This is a genomic window from Streptomyces sp. CB00455, assembly GCF_001905445.1.
Classification (GTDB): Bacteria; Actinomycetota; Actinomycetes; order Streptomycetales; family Streptomycetaceae; genus Streptomyces.
Window position 1 is genome coordinate 1 of record NZ_LIVQ01000016.1, and the last position, 19,837, is coordinate 19,837.

A 19,837-nucleotide genomic window follows, 5' to 3' on the forward strand; every position below is an offset into this window, starting at 1 on the left:
CGTAGGACAGCTCCCAGCTCGCCGCGACGAGCAGATTCTCCGCGAGTGTCAGGACCATGACTCCGGCCACAGCGCCGGTCACTGCCAGCGTTCCCCCGACGACGGCTGCCGCGGCGAAGAGAGCACAGGTCAGAACAAGCAGTCCGCAGGCGAGGCGAGTGGTGCGAACGGAGCGGTCGAGTCCCTGTACGGCCCGGCCGAGGTAGCCTTGGAAGAGCGCGGTCTGGACGGTGTTGACGGCCAGTAGCACCGAAGAGAGCGAGGGCGGCAGGTCCAGTACCTTGACCACCCACAGCGGCAGCAGTACGAACATGACGGAGTCGTGCAGCATCGCGAACGCATTCGCCACGACGAGCCCGACGAACCTCTTGTCACGGTAGGGCGCGGGAATTTCCGCGGCGGAATCGCCCACCCCATCGGCATCGGCCTTACGGGCCGTCGCCGTAACGCGCACGCGCCGGATCGCCAGGCCTGTGGCGATGAACGACACGCCGTTGACGGCGAACAGGATCTGGAACGCCGGTGTCCAGTGCAGTGCTTGGACGCCTCCGGCCAGGAGGAATCCGACGCTGAGTCCGATGTTGCGAATGGCCCGGATCGACGTCATGGTCACGCTGCGTTCCTCGGCTGGCACCACGTCGCCGATCACCGCTTGGAACAGCGGGCCGCTGGCCGCGTCCGCGGCAGCGAGCAGGCAGGTCAGCCCGAGGTAGGCCGGATAGCCGTCGACCAGTGCGTAGCCCGCGTATCCGAACCCGCGAATCACCAGTAGCCCGATGAACACCCGGTTGGCACCGATCCGGTCGGCGAGCCGGCCCATCGGTACCGGACTGAGCAGACCGCAGACGCTGCCGATGCCGAGCGCCGCGCCCACCGCGACCATCGGCAGCCCGACGACCTGCACGAAGTACAGCGTGGAGGCCGCGAGGAACAAGCCGGATCCCAGGGAGTCGACGGTGCCGCCGATCGCGAGGATACGTCCGTTGCGCGACGGCGGGATCATCGAACGGAGGCCCTTCACAGCCAGCCTTCGCTGTCGTGGGTCCACTCCAGGTCCTCACCGGGCAGCTCGGCACGCAGCGCCTCGGCCTGCCCGGTGTTGTACGCCTTGGTAGCCGTGGCATCCCAGGCGCCGGGCCGGGTCGGGACGGCCCACATTGGGTGGACGACGGCGCCACGCCGCGCCTTGGCCTGGTAGGCGCCGGCGCCCAGGTGCAAGGCCGTCGCACCGTCGGCGTATGCGTCGCGGATCGGCTGATAGCAGCTCAGCTGGAAGTACTCGCCCACGTGCGGCGCCCGCTCGTAGTCGAATCCGATGGCGCGCGTGTAAGTCGTCTGTCCCTCGATGAAGATCAGGGAGAAACCGATCGGCTGCTCTTCCGCGTTCATGCACAGGTGCAGCCGACCGGTATCCCGCGCGGCACGGCTGAGCTGTTCCAGCCAAAGCGTCATGGCATCGGCCGATGCCTGCACGCCGTACTTCTGCTGGGTCGCCGCCAGGAGCGCACCGCACCGCTGGTATTCGTCGGACAGTCGCGCTCGGCTCAGACGCAGACCGGCTGACTCGAACTCGCGCAGGTCGCGACGGATCCGCTTCCTTCTGCTGCTGATCAGGCCTTCGAGGTAGTCCTCGAAACCGCTGCCGGGCAGGGGGATGACGCACTCGCCGTTGAGCAGGCGCGGGGTGACACCGCTGCGGCGGGCGAGCAGGGCCGCGTCCGCCGAGGTGGCGTAGAGCCACCAGGCGAGCCCGTCGCTGTGCGTGTCGGCGATGTCCTGCACCGCGTCCAGCAGTGGCTCCAGCGCCCGGTCGTCGGAGAGCAGCGGGCCGCTGTAGAAACCGCGGGAGCTGCCGACCAGGGTGACCGGCCGATCGCCCTGGTCCGCCGCGTCGGGGAAGAGCTTGCCGGGATGGTAGTTGCCGCTGCTGGGCCGGTCCACGACGAACACCGCGACGGCACCGACCAAGCGGTCGCCGGAGCGGACGCACACGTGGTGAACGCGTCCGCCCTGCTCCTGCTCGCGCTGGAACTCCAGCCAGCGTGTCCCCGCGTAGAACGACTTCGGGGCTGCCAGTTGATCCCACGCCCGACGGTCGTTCTCGTCAAGCCGGTCCAGGATTTCCACTCGTAGTGGCTCAGCCGACATACAGTCCCCCTCCTTCCATCTCGCGAAGGAGCCGGTGGTCGCGTTCGACCTCGGCGAGCCCGCCCGCCAGGGACACGAAACCCGGTGCCGACGGCAGGTCCACGGTGAGCGGCACCGTCTGCCCGGGGACGACCTTCGTGGTCAGGGCGACGAAGGTGGGCAGCGATTCGATGCGCTGCTGCCACCCGTCCTCCCGGCCGGGACCGGGCCGCCGGTTGATCAGCCAGACGTTGCGTACGTTTTGATACACGCCCAAGCGGCCGGGCTGCTCATCAGCGCGGTCCTGGTATACCACCGCACCGTCGAGCCGCTGCGCTACGAAGAACCCGCGACGGCCGCAGACCGGACCGGCCACCGCTTCCTGCGGAACTGGCAGATCGCCGATTTCGTGCTCGCCGACCTCAACGCGTACGTCGACCTCCCGCACCGCGTCACCGTCGTCGCCCGCTCCTGCTCCGGGGAAGGCACCGCCTACGACCCGGAGGCGCGCCGCATCGACCTCTGCTACGAGGACCTCGCCGAGGAACGCGAACTGTTCGAGCACGCGGAGTCCCGGACCAACCCGGACGAGGACCTCGCCGACAGCGTCCGCGAAACCCTCTACCACGAGGCTGGCCACGCCCTCCGCGATGCGCTGGACCTCCCCGAGGCAGGCGACCGCGCCGAAGAGGACGCCGCCGACCGTCCCAGCTGATGCTGCTGACGTGGCCACCCGGAGGGCGAGGACACCCTCCTCACGGCCGCCCGCGCCTACGACTTCGCGGCCGCCGCCGACCCCACCCCGGACCCTGCGTATGAACACGCCCCACCGGCCACCCGCGCCGAATCCCACCGCTGCGCGGTCCACGGCGAGGCCCCCACCGCCACCCGGAACTCGCCACCCCGCCCCGAACCCACTGCGCCGCCACCTGGACCGCCGCCCGCGACGCCTGGACCCGAGACCTGATCCCGCTCCTTCGTCGTTGATCCCCGGGTACGCCGAAGCCCGGCCGAGGAATGGTCTCCTGGCCGGGCTTCGTGCACCAAGTAGCTATCCGATGGTGAGGAAAGTGTTCCAGCCGTCTTCGTCGCGTCCGCTGGCTTCTCCGTAGGTGGTGGTGCCGCCTCGGAAGTAGTACTGGTTTCCGTCGGAGGCCTGGACGCCCCAGATGTCGGGGATGCCGTCGCCGGTGGTGTCCTCGGTGCCCAGGACCTTGGGCCAGGCGGCGCGGGTCCAGGCGGTGGTGGCGTAGGTGTAGTCGACGCCGCCCTCCGCGTTGGCCGCGAACTGGAGGGAGGTGAGGTCGGCTCCGCCGTTGACGCCTGCCTTGCCCTTGCGCAGGGCCATGGTGCGGTTGGCGTTGGCGTTGTCGCGGAAGAGGAGGTCGGGGATGTTGTCCCCGGAGATGTCCCGGACGCCGACGATGTCGCGGGCGGCCCAGCCGGTAGCCATCTTGCGGTAGGAGGCGAAGCTGGAGCCGGTGTAGCCGGAGAACGCCCAGAAGCCGTCGGCGTCGAGTGCGAACAAGTCGGGCAGGCCGTCGCCGTCGACGTCCTCGGTGACCACGATCTGCCGGAACGTCGCCGGGTCGGGTGCGGAGGCGGGGAGCTGCATTTCGATGCGGCGGCCGGCGTCGAACTGGCCGGTGCCGGTGCCGGGGTAGATGTACAGCTTCCCGTCGGGCATCCGGGCGATCATGTCGGTGATGCCGTCGCCGGGGTGCCAGTCGGTGGCGTGTCCGACCAAGGCCGGGATCGTGGAGGCCGCGTCCTTGAAGTGACCGGGGGCGACGGGCTTGCCGTTGTCGACGGCGCCGGGGATGAACGCGTCGGTGTCACCGTTGCGGTCACCTGCGTAGGTGCGCAGGTTGCCGTCCTTGTCGACGGCGAGGAGGTCGGGGAATCCGTCGCCGGTGACGTCACCGGGCTTGTCGGTGCCTGCGCGTGGGGAGACGTAGAAGAGGTATTCGGTGGGGACGGAGATGTTCCCGGCCGTGTTGACGGTGCGTACGTACAGGACGTTGGGGCCTGCGGTGTCGACCTGGATCTTGATGGAGGCCAGGTCACCGGCGGTGGGGGTGGCCTTCTGGTCGTAGGTGGTCCGGTTCAGGGACCACTGGTACTCGCGGACGCTGGTGGCGGGGGTGCCGTTGCCGAGGAACTCGAGGACCTGGTCCGGGGTGGAAGCCGGCGCCAGCGACCACTGGGCGCCGTCCGGGCCCGGGGCGGGGAAGTGCGTGGAGCGGACGGTCGGGTTGGCTGGGGCGGTGTGGTCGATGGTGAAGGTGCACCATCCGCCGCCACCGGAGTCGGCCGGACCGGAGCCGGCGGATCCAAAGCCGTCCCAGTCCGTGGTGCGCGATAGCCAGAAGTATTTGCGGCCGGAGGTGAAGGACGCCCAGGGAACAGACTTGGTGACCACGCCGTCGCTGTTGGGCCACAGCCATTCGTTGGCAATGTCCGCCCCGGAGGCTGCGTCCCAGACCTCGATCTGGACCTGCTTGAGGTTGCCGTCCCGGTCGGTGCCCTTGACCTGGAAGGACACGTCGGTCTTGCCGATGCTGGTACCTGGGCTGCTGGTCAGGCAGGGGCCGCCGGGGGAGGTGTTCATGTTCGCGGCGACGGGGATGTCGGGGCGGGTGTTGTAGACGACCTCGATGTACGGGGCGCTCTCACCGTTGGCGAGGAGCTTCTTCCAATAGTACGAGTCCGACTCATTGGGCGCCTTGAAACCGAGGGACAATGCGCCCCAGTTGGCGCCGGCGGCCTGGGTGACCAGACCCTTGATGTCGGGGGCGACCCAGTTGTCGGGGCAGGTGGAGTTGTAGCCGTAGCCGGCCATCTCGGTGGAGACCTTGTTGCCCCACCAGCCGGTCGTGTTGTTCCACGTCGACGACGAGGAAACCCACGGCGTGGAGTAGATGTCCATGGCCTTCTGGCTGCACGACCACGAATAGGTCTGCAGGGCGCGCACGGAAGCCGACTGGATACCCGCCCCGTGCAGCTCGGAGCCGAAGTAGAAATTGAACACCGAGCGGGAGGTGCCGCCGGAATCCGATTCGTAACCGACACGGGCCTCGTTCGTGCCCGACGCGTTGTAATTCTGGCCGTTGTAGAAGCTGGAATTACCGGCCGTCTTGTAGAGCAGCGACCACGAATGCTTGTGACCCTTGAACGAAGGGTCGACGAACACCGGATAGACCGTTTCCGCGGCGTTCAAGAGCCCGGCGTCGGGCTTCAGGGACAGGGTGCCGTCCTTGAACGACGCGGCGGCCACCGACAGGTGCGCGCGCTCGGCGCCGGCCAGGCCGGCCAGGCCCAGGGTGGGGTGCTTCTTCGCTGCCGCCGAAGGCTTCCACGCCGGCACATCATCGGTGGTGGCGACCTTGCCGGAGGAATCCCACATCAGAGGCGACGGAGAACCCGCCACCTCCTCGCCCTTTGCGTCCCGGGCGGAAAGCGCACCGGATTCGGCGTCGAGCTGGAACTGCAGATCGGGCGAGGCCAGGCGGTAGTTCAGCTCCGCGAGCAGCGGATCAGCGGCGGCCTGCTTGTCCTTCACGACGAGCAGGTGCGAATAGCCACCGTCCTGCGCCGTCATCATCAGATCGACACCCGGCCGGACATTCTCATACAGCGCACGCGGACCATCGATCACCGGCGCCGGCAGCACGCCGGGCCAGCTCACCGACATGTCATGCCCGTCAACGTTCAGCCGCACCAGCTCGGTCCACACCTGACCAGGCACATCCGCCGTCAACGCCGAACGCACCCCACCACGCGAAGACCGCCCAGCACCGGGAGTACCCGCGCTGAACACGACGGCACCGTTCACCGCCTTCGCGGCGAACCCGCCCTCCACCTGCTGCAGATCGGTATCGACCGGCTTCCACTCGTCACCGACCTTGGCCCGGACGGCAGAGCTGGAGATCTGCTTCTTGAACAGACCATCGGGCTGCGCCCACGTCGTGGTGTTTGCGTTCCGCTCCGCGGAGACCTCGACGTCCTTGCCCCGCTCAGCGGCCAACTTCCGCGCCTGCGCGGCAGTCATTCGGCCATGGGCTTCATCGGAAGCCTTCTTCTGGGGCTCCCCGTACCCACCCAGCCGCCCACCCACCGGCACCGCCACAGCCACCGCAAGCAGAGCGGCGAGACCGCCCATGGCCTTCCGGCGCCTGAACCAAGGGCGATTGGGCACGGCAACTGCTGCTTCTGTAGTGGGTGTTGGCGGTCTCGGTTCCACCGACTCACTGACAGCCATGGTTGTACTTCTCCCCCCTCGGGCCCGTGCTTCCACAGCCCTCGGCGCTCACAAATGTCTTTCGGCCATCGGCCCCGAACCCGGAAGGTCGCTCCCGGCTGGCCATTCACACGGAAGGCGCGAGCAGAGCATGAACCATCCGGGCGAATCGCCACCCCTTGGGAACATAACCTGAGTGGCCATTTGGTCGTGGTTTGCGCCGATTGCACCGAGCTCTGAAGCCTGTAAGTGACAAAGGCCACATCAGTTACTGGTTTGTAGATTTTCAGCCACCCCGGCCGCACAATCAGCTGGCTATTTGTCAGTTTCCTGGCTCCGCCCGCTAGTCCGCGGAGGCAGATCGTGGGGGGTCCGCATGTCGCCGTTGTCGGCGCGCAATTTCCGCCTGCCCGGAAACAGGAGGACGCGCGCCGATAGCGCGCGCCTCGCCGGGCGCACCGGCATCACCTTGTCGGTGGTGCTGGTCGCAACTCTCTTGCCCATCCAGGCCTGGGCAGCACCACCGGGTGACCGCAGTGGCGTCCAGCTGCCGGGCCTCCAGCAGGATGCCAAGGCCAAACTCGACGAGGCCGAGGCGGCCAAGCTCCAAGGCTGGTCCGGGGTTCCCGTCCAGCCTCCGGCCGAGTACGAACCGTCGAAGATCACCCCGCCGGCCGGTGGGTCGGCCAGTGTCGCGCTCTCCGGTGACCAACTCGTCCAGGCGGGCACTCTGCCGGTCAGCATCGGCAAGGCCTCGCCCACGGAGGCGAACCCGACACCGCCCGCACCGTCGGGCACCTGGTCGGTGGCGGTCGAGACACGTATCGCGACCGAGGCGGCCAACGTCGACGGCGCGCTCATCAAGGTGACCCCGCCGGTCGACGGGGTCACGCCCGTCGACATCCAGCTGGACTACCAGAAGTTCGAGGACCTCTACGGCACGGAATGGGCCACCCGCCTGGTGCTCAAGCAGCTCCCCGAGTGCTTCCTGACCACCCCGGAACTCCCCGAGTGCTCGGTCTCCAAGGAGGTCCCGAGCACGAACGACCCGGCCACCGGCACGGTCCGCGCCACCGTCGACCCCGCAAATGCGCCCGGGCAGGGCCTGCGCACGATGGCGGTCGGCGGAGGCGGGCCGATGGTGCTGGCAGCCTCCGACGGCGCCTCCGGCGCGGGTGGTACCTACAAGGCCACGCCCCTGCAGCCGTCCGGTTCCTGGACAGCGGGCGGCAGCGGCGGCGGGTTCTCCTGGAGCTACCCGCTCACGGTTCCGGCCCCCCCGGCGGGTCCGGCCCCCAAGGTCGCCTTCAGCTACTCCTCGCAGACGGTGGACGGCAAGACCTCCGTCGCGAACGGTCAGGCGTCATGGATCGGTGACGGGTGGTCGTACGAGCCCGGCTTCATCGAGCGCAGGTACCGCACCTGTTCCGACGACCGCAAGGCCGCCCCGAGCGCGCCGAACAACGACAACATCACGGACAAGAAGAAGAGCGACCTCTGCTGGTCCGGCGACAACGTCGTCATGTCGCTCGGCGGCGCCACCACTGAGCTCGTCCGCGACGCCACCACCGGCAAGTGGATCCCCGCGAACGACGACGGCGCCAAGGTCGAGCAGAAGACGGATGCCGCCGTTGCCAACGGCGCCAAGGACGGCGAGTACTGGGTGGTCACCACCCGCGACGGAACGCGCTACTTCTTCGGCCGCCACGACGTCGACGGCGCCGGCACCCGCGCAGTGACGAATTCCGTCTTCTCCGTTCCCGTGTTCGGCAACCACCCCGGCGAGCCGTGCTACCAGACCTCGTACGCGGCATCGTCCTGCACCCAGGGCTGGCGCTGGAACCTCGACTACGTCGAGGACGTCCACGGCAACGCGGTCGTCGTCGACTGGGCGAAGGAGACCAACCACTACGCCAAGAACGAGAAGTTCAAGGAGAAGGTCTCCTACACACGGGGCGGCTATCCCACTCAGATCGTGTACGGCCTGCGTGCCACCAACCTGACCGGCGCGCCGGCCGGCAAGATCGAGTTCACCGTCAGCGAGCGCTGTGTCAAGGAAGGCTCGACGGACTGCTCGGACACCGAGTTCGAGTCGAAGAACTTCGCGGACAAGCAGCCGTGGTGGGACACCCCGTCCACCCTTCACTGCAAGGCCGACAAAGACTGCTACGTCACCTCGCCCACCTTCTGGACCCGCAAGCGGCTGACCGCGGTCACCACCTACGGCCAGCGCACCGAGGGCTCCACTGGCCTGTCCCTCGTGGACCGGTGGACTCTCACCCAGTCCTTCCCCAAACAGCGCACGGACACCCACCCGCCGCTGTGGCTCGAGTCGATCACCCGCACCGGCTACGGGACTGCGAAGGACGCCAACGGTAACCAGCTCAGCGTTCCGCTGCCGCCGGTGTCCTTCGTGGCCAACGTCCAGGACATGCCGAACCGCGTCGCGAAGAGCGCCACCGACGCGACCCCCGACTTCGACCGCCTCCGCGTGGAGACCATCCGCAACGAGACCGGTGGTGAGACGTACGTCGACTACTCCGCTCCGTGCGCGGTCGGCACCACTCACCCGAAGCCTGAGGAGAACACGACCCGCTGCTACCCGGTCCACTGGTCCCCGGACGGTGAGCTGGAGACGCCTCCGATCGAGTGGTTCAACAAGTACGTCGTCGACAAGGTCGTCGAGAAGGACCGCGTCGCGCGCCAGCCCGACGTCACCACCAGCTACACCTACGAAGGCAACGCGGCCTGGGCCAAGGACGACGACGAGTTCCTCAAGCCCGAGCTGCGCACCTACAGCCAGTGGCGCGGCTACGCCTCCGTAGTGACGCAGCGCGGCGTGACCGCCAACGCGGGCCAGGCCGACGCGACCGAACAGTCCCAGAGCCGGACCTGGTACTTCCGGGGCATGTCCGGCGACGCCGGGCGGCCCAAGATCACGATCAAGGACTCCACCGGCACGGAGGAGCTGGGCGAGGACCTGCCCGTCTACCAGGGGCAGACGGCTGAGACCATCACGTACTCCAAGACCGGCGGCAGCGTCGTCGAGCGCACGGTCACCTGGCCTTGGAACCAGAAGACCGCGACCCGTCCCCGCGTCGACACCACGCCGCTGGAGGCCTTCCGTACGGGCACCATCCGATCCGACGCCTACCAGTCGATCAGCGGAGGCCGGACGAACCTGATCCGGACCAAGGGCACCTTCGATCCCGCCAACGGCCTCCCGCTCACCATGCAGAACGAGGCGTTCACCTCGAACGGCACGGGCTGGACCACCGTGGCGGCAACGTGCGCCACCACCACCTACGTCGAGAACGCGGCGAAGAACCTGGTGGGTCTGCCCCAGCGGATGCGGGCGACCGTCGGTGACTGCGCGCAGGCCGCGACAGGCGCCCTGATCTCGGACACCCGTACCTCCTACGACGCCCTGAACGCCTTCGGCACCGCCCCCGTCAAGGGACTCACCTTCCAGGTCGACACCAACGACGAGGCGGGCACGGGCTGGATCAACGACCGGCGCACCGAGTACGACGCGCTGGGCCGCCCCACCAAGCTCATCAACGCAGCGGGCCAGGCCAAGACGACGGCCTACACCCCCGCCACCGGCCCGGTGTTCAGCACCACGGTCACCAACGAGGCCGGGCACACACAGACCACCAAGGTCGACCCCGCCCGCGGCCTCCCCCTGGAGGTCGCCGACGCCAACAACCGCAAGACCACGCTGGCCTACGACGAACTGGGCCGCAGCACCGCGGTCTGGACGGCCTCGCAGAAGCCGGCCACCGACAAGGCGGCGCTCACCTTCGACTACCAGATCTCCGAGCACGAGCCTCCCACCGTGGTGTCGCGCACCCTGCGCGACAACGGCACCTACGCCACCACGATCGAGATCTCCGACGGACTGCTGCGCCCGCGCCAAACCCAGACCGACGCCCTGGGCGGCGGACGCCTGGTCACCGACACCTTCCACAGTGCGAGCGGCACGGTCAGCCGGACCAACAACGGCTACTACGCCGAGGGCGCCCCGGGCCAGGACATCTTCGTCCCGGAGACCGTCTTCCACGTTCCGAACTCCACGAAGACGGCCTACGACGGCACCGGCCGCCCCGTCCGCACCACGGAGCTCCACGCCGACGTGGCGAAGAGCTCGACCGTCACGCGCTACGAGGGCGACTGGACCCTAACGCGGACGGGAATGTCCGCAGACGGTTCCGCTCCGCTGGCGGGCAGCCGCGCTTCCAAGACGTGGACGGACGCACTGGGCCGCACCACGCTGGTGCAGCAGTACACCGCGACGGACCTCACCACCTGGAACGACACCTCCTACGCGTTCGACGCGAAGGGCAAGCTCGCCCAGGTCTCCGACCCGGCCGGCAACAAGTGGTCGTATGCCTACGACGCTCGCGGCCACATGGTCTCGTCCGACGACCCCGACATGGGCAAGGCCTCCTTCGGCTACGACGTCCTCGGCCGCACGGTGTGGTCCAAGGACTCGTCGGGACGGGCGCAGCACACCACGTACGACGTGCTCGGCCGCAGGACCGAGTTGCGCGACGACGCTGCGGACGGCCCCCTGGTGGCGTCCTGGACCTATGACACGCTGGCCAGCGGGAGGGGCCAGCCCGTCGCGGCCACCCGGTACGAGGGCGGCGCCGCGTTCAAGAGTGAGGTGACCGGCTACGACGCCGAGTACCGGGCGACCGGTACGAAGATCACGATCCCGGACGTGCCCGCCGCGAAGGGCCTCGCCGGCACCTACGCCTACAGCACGGCCTATACGCCCACGGGCCAGATCCAGTCGACCTCCCTGCCGGCCCTCCCGGGTGGCCTGGCAGCCGAAAAGCTGATCACGCGTTACAACGCCGACGGCATGACCCAGACCGTGTCGGGTCTTTCCTGGTACACCGCCGAGGCCGTGTACAGCCCGTTCGGCGAGGTGCTGCGAACCACGTCGGGCAAGGCCCCGAACCGGGTGTGGTCGACGAACCTCTACGACCCGTCGACCGGTCTGCTGTCCCAGGCGATCAGCGACCGCGAGACGGCCAGTCCGAACCGCATCTCGGCGATCTCCTACACCTACGACGCGATCGGCAACCCGACCTCCGTCACGGACACGCAGGTCGGCGGCAAGGTCGACCGGCAGTGCTACGCGTACGACGCGGTGGGCCAGCTTAGAAAGGCGTGGACGGGCACGACCGCCGCGTGCACCGGGCCGTCGCCGGCCGATGTCACCGCCGGCCCGGACGGGGACGGCTACTGGCAGGAGTACCAGTTCGACAAGATCGGCAACCGCACCAAGCTGATCAACCGCGACCTGGCCAACGGCGCGCTCGACGACGAGACGAACTACACCTACGGCGTCGACGTCTCGGCCGGCGGCCAGCCCCCGGTCAAGACGAAGCCCCACGCCCTGTCCAAGGCGGAGAAGACCGTCCGGACGGCCACGTCCACGGCCAACTCCCTGTCCACCTACGCGTACGACTCCTCCGGCAACACCACGAGCCGAAAGATCGACGCCGACACCCAGTCCCTGACCTGGGACCGCCGCAACAAGCTCACCTCGGCGAGCAGCCCCGGCATCGGCGCCGTGACGATCACGGGCCTCTCGGGCAAGTGCCTCGACGTGGCCGGGGGTGCGACCGCGGACGGCACGGCCATCCAGCTGTGGCCGTGCAACGAGTCCAGGGCACAGCAGTGGAAGCTGAGCGGCGACACCGTGCGTGCGCTGGACAAGTGCCTGGCCGCCCAGGGCGGCAAGGCAGTCCTGGCCACGTGCAACGGCGGGCCCGAGCAGAAGTTCGTCCGCCGTCCTGCCGACAAGACCCTCTACAACGCGGCCGCCGACGCCTGCGTCGACGTCCCGAACGGCAACGACGCGGACGGCACGGACCTCCTGGTCTACGCCTGCAACAATGGCACCAACCAGCAGTGGACACCGGCCGACAACACCACCACCTACATCTACGACGCCGAGGGCAACCGCCTCATCGAGGAAACCGGCAGCTCTCGCACCCTGCACCTCGGCGAAGCCGAGATCACCGTCAACAAGGCCGGCCAGGCCATCGACGCCATCCGCTACTACAGCGGCCCCGGCGGCGTCACCACCACCCGTCAAACCAACGGCAAGAACACCGGCCACAAGCTGACGGTCCTGCTGGCCGACCACCACAACACCGCTACCATCGCGGTCGAGGCCACGACCGGGCAGCGCGTCACCCGCCGCAAGCTCGACCCGTACGGCAACCAGCGCGGCGCCGTCACCGACAACTGGCCCGGCAGCCGCACCTTCCTCGGCACCGGCAACGACGACACCGCCACGGGCCTGACCCACATCGGCGCACGCGAATACGAACCGGCCACCGGCCGCTTCATCTCCGTCGATCCCGTGATCGACATGGCCGACCCGCTCCAGATGAACGGGTACACCTACGCCAACGGCAACCCGATCACCGGTTCCGACCCGTCGGGCCTCTTCTGCGACGGCTGCAGCGCCAACAACGACAACAGCGCCTGGACTCCGGACCACGGGCCCGGCTGCACCACCGAGGGCTGCTACGACGAAGACGGGAAGATCGAGTACTACTACCACGGCGACTCGTCCTCCCACGGCGCGACCACCAAGCTGACCATCCGGGCTCAGCCGCCGGAGCTGCTTTCTGAAAAGGGCAAGAAGGCCTGGAAGGCGGCGATCAAGAAGATTCAGTCGAAGACGAATCTTTTTGCCCCAGGTAATCACCCGGACCTTGCCCTTCAGAACATGAGCGAGGTGTTCTGGAACGAGTTCTGTGCCGGAGCGCCGGAGGAATGCCCGAAGGAACGGCCGGCCGCCACGTCCGTCGAGGACTTCGAGCTCCGTGTCACCATCGACAACGAGTTGGCAATACAGGAGCCGGCCAGCGCCGCAGCGGGACTCTCGGCGGCCGCCGCACTCGCCATGCTCCTGGATCCCGAGCACATGCGCGGGCAGCGGTTCCCCTACATCGCCGCACTTGCGGAGAAGGCGGGGATGTCGTCCGCGCCGATGCCGAGCACGGCCGCGATGGGCGGAAGGGGAGTGCGGTTCTTCTTCCCGAACGACCCGGAGGTCATGGTCTTCTACGAAGTGGGAGACAAGAATTACAACCACAAGGATCTGGTCCACAAGGGCCCCTATCTGAAGACCCAGGTAAGGGGCCTCGGGAAGGCCGGCGCCTTCCGGACGCCGATGGCCGGAAACCCGTACCCCGCGCTCGGGGGCACGGTGCCCGCCACCACGGCCCAGCGGATTGCTGACTTCGTCAAGAAGTCGTACAGACCGCGCTGATGCATCGACATATCGGCCGGGGCAGGGGGAAATTCCCTCTGCCCCGGCCGTATATCATGGTCGAATGATCGATTTTTCTCAGAGTTCTTCTGCCGAATTCCTCCAGGCCCTGCAGGCGGGCACGAGCGGCCTGTGGGCCCTGGAAGCGGGCGTCTGGCTGCTGGAACACCACGGTGTCTGGCTCCAGGATCCGCGACTGCGGCCGTACGTCGACGGCGGGGTCCAGGAAGACGGCACGGTGTGGGCCGGATTCGACGTCAAGCGCGTCGACGCGGCCATTGACGCGGGTGCGCTCGGCGAGTGGGGTGAGGACATCGCCGTCCTGTGCTTCATCCTCAGCCTGTGCGGGGACTACCCCATCTCGCTCCGCTACAACTGCGAGAACCTTTCCAAGGAGACTCTCGGCCTCATGTCCAAGGCCCTGTTCCTCGCGAACGGCTACGAAGAGCCGCGCAGCTTGGACGGATGAGCGATTTTTCCCGGACACCGGTGGCGGCCTGGCGGATGTCCTTCATGTCTCGGAAGTGCCGGGCGATGCGGCGGGACATGCTGCGCCCGGTGCCCAGGACGCCCAGGGAACAGAAGATCCGGCTGAGGTGGAGCTTCTTGGCGGCCTCGATCTGGTCGGCGAGTTTGGCGGCCCGCTTGGCGCTGCCGGACGCCGTGGTGAGCTGCTCGGCAGTCAGGGTGAATAGATCGGCGACGTCGGTGACGTCACCGGACTCGGCCAGGGTCGCCACGTACGTCTTGCCGAGGCCGTCGATGTCGAGCATCTCGCGTCCGGCGGCGTACCCGATCAGCGCCGGGAGCGCGCACGCGGTTCCTTGCGCGCATCGCCAGCGTTCCTGCGTCTTGTTGATTCCCCGCCACAGTTGGGGCAGACCTCGGGCAGCGGCACCTCCAGCGCCCCCGCCGGGCGCAGCTGCACCACGGCCCCCTGCACGCGGGGGATGATGTCGCCGGCCTTGTAGGCCGTCACGGTGTCGCCAAGGTGGAGGTCCCGGCGCCGGATGTCGGCGGGGTTGTGCAGCGTGGCCCGGGTGACGGTGGAGCCGTCGATCTCGACCGGGGCGAGAATCGCGGTAGGGGCGAGGACCCCGGTGCGGCCGACCTCCCACACGACGTCCTCCAGCACGGTCTGTCGCTCGACCGCCGCGAGCTTGACCGCGATGGCCCAGTGAGGGAAGCGAAAGCCGAACCCGGCCGTCGCCTGCTCTGCCGTGTCGTTCATCTTGATCACTACGCCGTCGATCCCGACGGGCAGTTCAGCACGCATGGCGGCGATCGCGTCGACCCGCTGCTGTGCTTCGGCGAGATCGGTGACGACGTGGAGCCCGGACCGAATATCCGCTGGACTGGGATGCGATCGGCGACCGGCCGCTGTACGAGGCGGACCTCGACCCGACTGGACCGCTCGCGGACTGGAACGCCCACCTGTCCCTCGTCCGCGACAAGGCGGTACCGCTGCCCGGCTGGCCGCCCTCCTGGTCGAGATCACCGAGCAGCTGACCGCCACAGCCGCGGACGCGCCGCTGGCCGCGCTCCGCGCCGTCGGTGTGTTGGAGCGGATCGCCTCCGGGGTCGGGCGGGAGGCGGCCAGCGCGCTGTGTGACGGCGGCGTGTCCGCCGAGGCGGTGGCCACCGGCTCGGGACCACCCGCTCCAAGGCCCCGGTGCTCCTTCTGACCGCACAGGACAGCTGAGACCACCCTGCTGGCGTCGGGCTTCCGCGGTTCCGGGCGGGCGAAGGTCTGCCGCAGGACAGGAAACATGTTCCGATTACGGATTTACGTGCGAAGAATTCGGCAAGAACGGCTGTTACTTGATCCACTGGTCCGGGCGGGTGAGGCGGCGCGGGAGTGCGCCCGGTGGTGCGCCGGAGCATGCCGACCCTCCTGTCCGGTTCGGGGGACGGATGCGTGTAGCGGTCAGTGAATGTCAGGGGCACGTTCGGGCGGAATACGTGCATCGCGCAGGCGACAGTGACGGATATGTCCACGTCTGGTAACCGCCGTCGGCGGGGCTGCGCCGGGGGTCGTGTCGGGTCGAGAGTGTGGCCCTCGGCTCACTTCGGGCCGAATCCGAAAGTGCCTTCACCGCCCTGTTTCGGCTGGTGGAGCGCTGTTCTTGAGGGAGCGCCACCCATGTCCTCTGCTTCTTCCTCCGTACGCCGTATCGCCGCCACCCTCCTGACGGCCGGCGCCCTCGTCTCCGCCGCCGCGCTGCCAGCGGCCGCTCACGACGGCGACCGCCACCACCAGCGGCACCCGCGGGTGGAGATCAGCCGGGTCCAGGCCGACAGCCCCGGACGCGACGACCGCTCCAACCGGTCCCTGAACAACGAGTGGCTGGAGATCACCAACACCACCCGCGACACCATCAACCTCCGCGGCTGGACCCTGCGCGATGACGACGGCAACCGCTACCGCTTCGACAACGTCCGCATCGGCGGCCGCGCCACCATCCGTATCCACACCGGCAACGGCCGCGACACCCGCACCGACCTCTTCCAGGACCGCCGCGACTACGTCTGGGACAACCACGGCGACACCGCCACCCTGCGCGACGACCGCGGCCGCACCATCGACACCGAGACCTGGGGACGCCGCCGCTAACCTCCAACCAGCCGCAGGCCCGGCACCCTATCCGCGGAACTTGCGTGACATGACTCCGCGGCCGAACCGCACGGCAACCAGTAGCTGACCGGCACACGAGCACGGGCCGTCGCCCCACCGGGCGACGGCCCGCACTGCTGCGCGCACCGGCGGCTCCTGTCCGAACTTCGGAAGCTGGCGCCGCAGGCCTGCGCAGCGCCGCGGCCACGGGCCATCCACAAGGGGCGTTGCCCGGAGGGCGCTCGGCGGGTTCATCGTCGTGTGCGCCAGGTGTCGTAGAGCGCGCCGACGGCGCTGATGACGTCGGCGAATCCGGCGTCGCCGACGGTGAGGTAGGTGCGGCGCAGGTGGCGAGCTGCGTGACGAGGACGAGGGTGTCGGGGATCCGGTGCGACCTGCCAGCCGTGTCCGGTTCGGGGGTGGCGGGGGCCGGTTGGGCGGGGTGGTGTGTCGATTGTCGTTGGACACGAGAACGTGAGCGGCGTTGGACACAGGAAGTGGCAGTGGCGGTTGAGGACTTCGGGCCATGTGGAGGTGGCGAAGGAGGAGTGGGTCGCGGCCGTGACTCGCTGGAGCAGTTGCGGGCCGACGGCGACTTGAGCGCCACGCACGTACGGTTTGGTCGCTGACGGGCTGGGTTTCTCCACGCACATGGTGGAGCGTGCCGGCACAGGCTACGAGCTGCCCGGGTGGGTGGATCAGCTCGTCCAGGTCTTGATCTGAGCGGCGACGTCCCGCACTGGAAGCCCGTCCCGTGCCGCGCGGGCCAGGGGGAGAACGGTGTCCAGGCCTGGGCTCACGGGGAGTCCGCACGCCGACAGGTAGGCCGCGGTCACCGTGGCTGCGAACAGCAGGTTCCTCACCTCCAGGCTGGGGTTTCTGGCGAGCTCGCACAGCAGAGCCGCCGCCTTGTGGTGCGGCTCGGGGTAGACCTCGTGGTCGAGGACCTCCGCACGATGACGTGCTTCCGCTGCGACTGGCACCCCGTAGTCGACGACCTGGGGGTCTCCCGGGATCTGCTGGGCTACTGCCAAGATCCAGGCGAGGTCGATCCGGAGGTTCACGCGGCGTCCCTCGGTGCCGGCTCTGACAGGCCTGCGGCGAGGCCGGGGTACCGGTCCTCACCGCATTCCGCCTCGAACCGGTCGGTGTACGCGGCCAGGAACGCCGCGGCGCCGGCCATGAAGGCGGCGCGTGACTCCTTCACGTCCTGCTCGATCAGATCGGCCACGTACCCCTGCAGGCTCAAACCGCGGCGCTTGGCCCTTTCCTCGGCGGCCGCCTTGACGCCCTCGTCCAGTCGGATGTTCGTCTGCTTTCCCATACCCACCACCATAGCTAGCCCCTGATACCAATCGCTAGCAAACGGAAGGACCGGCCATATCGCTCTTCCGCCCAGCCGGACGCCCTCCGCAGCTCGAAACTGAAACTGCTGCAGCCGCAGCCCCCGGTCGGCTCCAAAGACGGTACGCGGCCCGCGCTCTCAACGAGCGGCCGTAAATGAGCGAGGCGGATACGTGCACACAAGAGCTCCGGACCGTGCGGTCCGGAGCTCTTTTGCGTCACACGGCGTCGAGGTGCGTAGGACGCCCGAGGTCACTGTCGGGTCCCACGGGGAAGGGACCCGCCATTCGAGGCAACGCGCGGCGAACTGCGGGCCCCTCTCGAATACCAGATGCAGCGGCCCCCCACTTTGTCTGGCGGCCACCGTGGGAGAGGTTACGCGGTGGCCCTGTCTTGGCTGGGGGTGTGCGCGACGAGGGCGTGGGCGGCGGTGGGGTGGGCGGGCAGCAGGGCGCTGACGCCGGTGAGGTCCAGCATCCGCTGAAGGCGGTCGGGGACGGCGGCGAGGGCCAGAGTGCCGTCGGCGGTCTTGGCGCAGCGGAAGATGCCGATCAGGGCGTTGAGGCCGGAGGAGTCGCAGAAGGTGACGGCTGCGAGGTCCAGGATCAGGTGGCGGTGGCCTTGTTCAATCAGGGCGAGTGCCTGGGTGCGCAGGTGGGGGGCGGTGTCTATGTCGAGGTATCCGGCGACGTGGGCCAGGGCGAGGTCGCCGTCGGTGTGCTGTGCGGTGAGGCGGAAGTCGGTCACGGGCGGCTCTCCGGCATCTCGCCGGCGGGGGCGATGGTGTGGGCGGTGACGGTCGTGGTGAGGGCGTCCGCGGCGTCGGCGAGGGGGACGGACAACGCCAGCAGGGCGACATCGTCACCGGCCCCATGGGGCATGGCGTCGATGAGGCCGACGGTGTCCCCTATGACCTCCGCCGCACTGATGGGCCCGGTGCGCGCGGCGAGGAAACGGGTCAAGCCCTCCTCTCCGATCATGTCTCCGCCCAGGGTGCGGGCCTCGGTCAGCCCGTCGGTGTAGAGGAGCAGTCCTTCACCCGGGGCGAGGTGGATGCTGTGGGAGGCGAAGCATGCGCCATCGACGGCGCCGATGAGCATGCCGCCCTTGGGCTGCACCGCTTCGACTGTCCCCTGGCCGCGCAGGTGATAGGCCGGCGGGTGCCCGCCGGTGGCCACCGTGACGGTGAACCCTTCCTCCTCGTGCGGTTCAAGGACGCCGAAGACGGCGGTACAGAACCGTGTGCCGACAGCCGGGTCCAGCAGCAGCGCCGTGTTCAGCGAGGTGAGGACTTTGTCGGGGTCGGGGTCGATCAGGGCTGCGGCGCGCAGGGTGTAGCGGGTCAGGGAGGTCAGGGCGGCGGCTTCGGGGCCCTTGCCGCACACGTCTCCGAGGAAGAACGCCCACCTCACGCCGTCGAGGGGGAAGACGTCGTAGAAGTCGCCGCCCACGTCCTGCGGGGAGGCGGTGGCGTAGTGGCAGGCCAGCTCCAGCCCCGGCACCACCGGAAGCGCCGGCGGCAGCAGAGTGCGCTGAAGGGTGGAGGCGAACGCCTGAATGGCAGCCATGTCGCGCTCCGCGCGCTCGCGGGCCTCCTCCTGCTCCCGGCGCCGCTCCTGCTCGGCGCGCAGGGCGTTCAAGGCGGCCAGGCGCATTTCCATCTCGTCCAGCACGATCGCGGCCAGGTCCGCGAGGGTGGCGGTGTCGTCCTCGGTGATCAGGCGCGGCCTGGTGTCGAGGATGTTGACGGTGCCCAGCCGGTGCCCGTCGCCGGTGATGATCGGAGCCGCGGCATAGAAACGGACGCCCATCGGCCCGGCGACCAAGCCATTGTCGAAGGCGACGGGATCGGCGAGCGTGTCCGGGATCACCAGTGCCTCGTCGGACAGGATCGCCGAACCGCACAGGCCCGGCTCCCGGACGATCTCGCTGACGCCTTCCAGACCGTGGGCGGCCTTGAACCAGATCCGGTCCTCATCCACGATCGTCACGCTCGCCACCGGCACCTTGAACAGCCGGGCCGCCAACGCCGCGACACGGTCGAACGCACCGTCCGGCGGGGTGTCGAGGATGTCATAGCGGCGCACCGCGTCCATCCGGGCCGCTTCGTCTGCCGCACTGAGCGTTCGCCGGCCCGGCGTGCCCGCCGGGCCGGTCGCGTGTCCCGCTTGCGGCATCGTTTGCCTTTCCTTGCCGCGCCGGCCTCGGT

Annotated in this window: 14 protein-coding genes; 4 read left to right on the plus strand and 10 right to left on the minus strand. The window is 68.7% G+C overall.

Annotated elements, in window-relative coordinates; translation table 11 throughout:
- The 3 genes from AMK16_RS33350 to AMK16_RS36465 all read right to left on the minus strand — a co-directional run.
- Positions 1-1,021: MFS transporter (locus tag AMK16_RS33350; protein ID WP_073921090.1), on the minus strand; the 1,021-nt coding region annotated here is incomplete at its 3' end.
- Entirely contained in the window at positions 1,018-2,148 is a 1,131-nt protein-coding gene (locus AMK16_RS33355; protein ID WP_079191905.1) for a GNAT family N-acetyltransferase, read from the minus strand. The genes AMK16_RS33355 and AMK16_RS33350, both read right to left, overlap by 4 nt.
- Positions 2,138-2,398: a hypothetical protein gene (locus AMK16_RS36465; RefSeq protein WP_073921092.1), complete on the minus strand. Its 261-nt coding sequence runs from the start codon at positions 2,396-2,398 to the stop codon at positions 2,138-2,140. Before AMK16_RS36465 ends, AMK16_RS33355 begins: the two co-directional genes overlap by 11 nt.
- Here AMK16_RS36465 and AMK16_RS36470 point away from each other — a divergent pair.
- Positions 2,390-2,842 carry a DUF4344 domain-containing metallopeptidase gene (locus AMK16_RS36470; protein WP_073921093.1) on the plus strand — a complete coding sequence of 151 codons (453 nt, stop codon included), beginning with the start codon at positions 2,390-2,392 and terminating at the stop codon, positions 2,840-2,842. The two genes, AMK16_RS36465 and AMK16_RS36470, sit on opposite strands and share 9 nt — an antisense overlap.
- Positions 2,843-3,178: 336 nt before the next feature.
- On the opposite strand, the gene AMK16_RS33370 is transcribed toward AMK16_RS36470, so the two are convergent.
- Complete coding sequence (locus AMK16_RS33370; RefSeq protein ID WP_073921094.1) at positions 3,179-6,178, minus strand: FG-GAP-like repeat-containing protein; 3,000 nt, start codon at positions 6,176-6,178, stop codon at positions 3,179-3,181.
- Positions 6,179-6,845: 667 nt separating this feature from the next.
- On the opposite strand from AMK16_RS33370, the gene AMK16_RS33375 reads away from it, so the two are divergent.
- Both AMK16_RS33375 and AMK16_RS33380 read left to right on the plus strand, forming a co-directional pair.
- On the plus strand, positions 6,846-13,670 hold the full coding sequence (locus tag AMK16_RS33375) for a ricin-type beta-trefoil lectin domain protein (protein ID WP_242439048.1): 6,825 nt from the start codon (positions 6,846-6,848) through the stop codon (positions 13,668-13,670).
- A 64-nt stretch (positions 13,671-13,734) separates the two neighbouring features.
- On the plus strand, positions 13,735-14,139 hold the full coding sequence (locus tag AMK16_RS33380) for a hypothetical protein (RefSeq protein ID WP_073921095.1): 405 nt from the start codon (positions 13,735-13,737) through the stop codon (positions 14,137-14,139).
- Here AMK16_RS33380 and AMK16_RS38695 read toward each other — a convergent pair.
- Positions 14,078-14,443: a hypothetical protein gene (locus tag AMK16_RS38695; protein ID WP_443333633.1), complete on the minus strand. Its 366-nt coding sequence runs from the start codon at positions 14,441-14,443 to the stop codon at positions 14,078-14,080. The genes AMK16_RS33380 and AMK16_RS38695 overlap by 62 nt on opposite strands.
- A gap of 23 nt (positions 14,444-14,466) precedes the next feature.
- Positions 14,467-14,946, minus strand: coding sequence for a hypothetical protein (locus AMK16_RS38700; protein ID WP_443333634.1), 480 nt, complete (start codon positions 14,944-14,946; stop codon positions 14,467-14,469).
- Positions 14,947-15,813: 867 nt separating this feature from the next.
- On the opposite strand from AMK16_RS38700, the gene AMK16_RS33390 reads away from it, so the two are divergent.
- Complete coding sequence (locus AMK16_RS33390; RefSeq protein ID WP_073921096.1) at positions 15,814-16,284, plus strand: lamin tail domain-containing protein; 471 nt, start codon at positions 15,814-15,816, stop codon at positions 16,282-16,284.
- 698 nt (positions 16,285-16,982) lie between these two features.
- Here AMK16_RS33390 and AMK16_RS33395 read toward each other — a convergent pair.
- From AMK16_RS33395 to AMK16_RS33410, 4 genes are all read right to left on the minus strand, one after another.
- Positions 16,983-17,348: a hypothetical protein gene (locus tag AMK16_RS33395; protein ID WP_073921097.1), complete on the minus strand. Its 366-nt coding sequence runs from the start codon at positions 17,346-17,348 to the stop codon at positions 16,983-16,985.
- Positions 17,345-17,608: a hypothetical protein gene (locus AMK16_RS33400; protein WP_073921098.1), complete on the minus strand. Its 264-nt coding sequence runs from the start codon at positions 17,606-17,608 to the stop codon at positions 17,345-17,347. The genes AMK16_RS33395 and AMK16_RS33400 overlap by 4 nt, the downstream gene beginning before the upstream one ends.
- Before the next feature lie 395 nt (positions 17,609-18,003).
- Positions 18,004-18,375: an STAS domain-containing protein gene (locus AMK16_RS33405; protein ID WP_073921099.1), complete on the minus strand. Its 372-nt coding sequence runs from the start codon at positions 18,373-18,375 to the stop codon at positions 18,004-18,006.
- Positions 18,372-19,805, minus strand: a complete 1,434-nt coding sequence (locus AMK16_RS33410; RefSeq protein WP_242439049.1) for a PP2C family protein-serine/threonine phosphatase — start codon at positions 19,803-19,805, stop codon at positions 18,372-18,374. The genes AMK16_RS33405 and AMK16_RS33410 overlap by 4 nt, the downstream gene beginning before the upstream one ends.
- Positions 19,806-19,837 lie beyond the last annotated feature (32 nt).

Bases quoted from the DNA above. Each gene is read 5' to 3' on its own strand.
- AMK16_RS33355 (WP_079191905.1), bottom strand. From the start codon at position 2,148: ATGTCGGCTGAGCCACTACGAGTGGAAATCCTGGACCGGCTTGACGAG.
- AMK16_RS33370 (WP_073921094.1), bottom strand. From the start codon at position 6,178: ATGACTGCCGCGCAGGCGCGGAAGTTGGCCGCTGAGCGGGGCAAGGAC.
- AMK16_RS33380 (WP_073921095.1), top strand. From the start codon at position 13,735: ATGATCGATTTTTCTCAGAGTTCTTCTGCCGAATTCCTCCAGGCCCTG.
- AMK16_RS38695 (WP_443333633.1), bottom strand. From the start codon at position 14,443: ATGCTCGACATCGACGGCCTCGGCAAGACGTACGTGGCGACCCTGGCC.
- AMK16_RS38700 (WP_443333634.1), bottom strand. From the start codon at position 14,946: ATGCGTGCTGAACTGCCCGTCGGGATCGACGGCGTAGTGATCAAGATG.
- AMK16_RS33390 (WP_073921096.1), top strand. From the start codon at position 15,814: ATGTCCTCTGCTTCTTCCTCCGTACGCCGTATCGCCGCCACCCTCCTG.
- AMK16_RS33400 (WP_073921098.1), bottom strand. From the start codon at position 17,608: ATGGGAAAGCAGACGAACATCCGACTGGACGAGGGCGTCAAGGCGGCC.
- AMK16_RS33410 (WP_242439049.1), bottom strand. From the start codon at position 19,805: ATGCCGCAAGCGGGACACGCGACCGGCCCGGCGGGCACGCCGGGCCGG.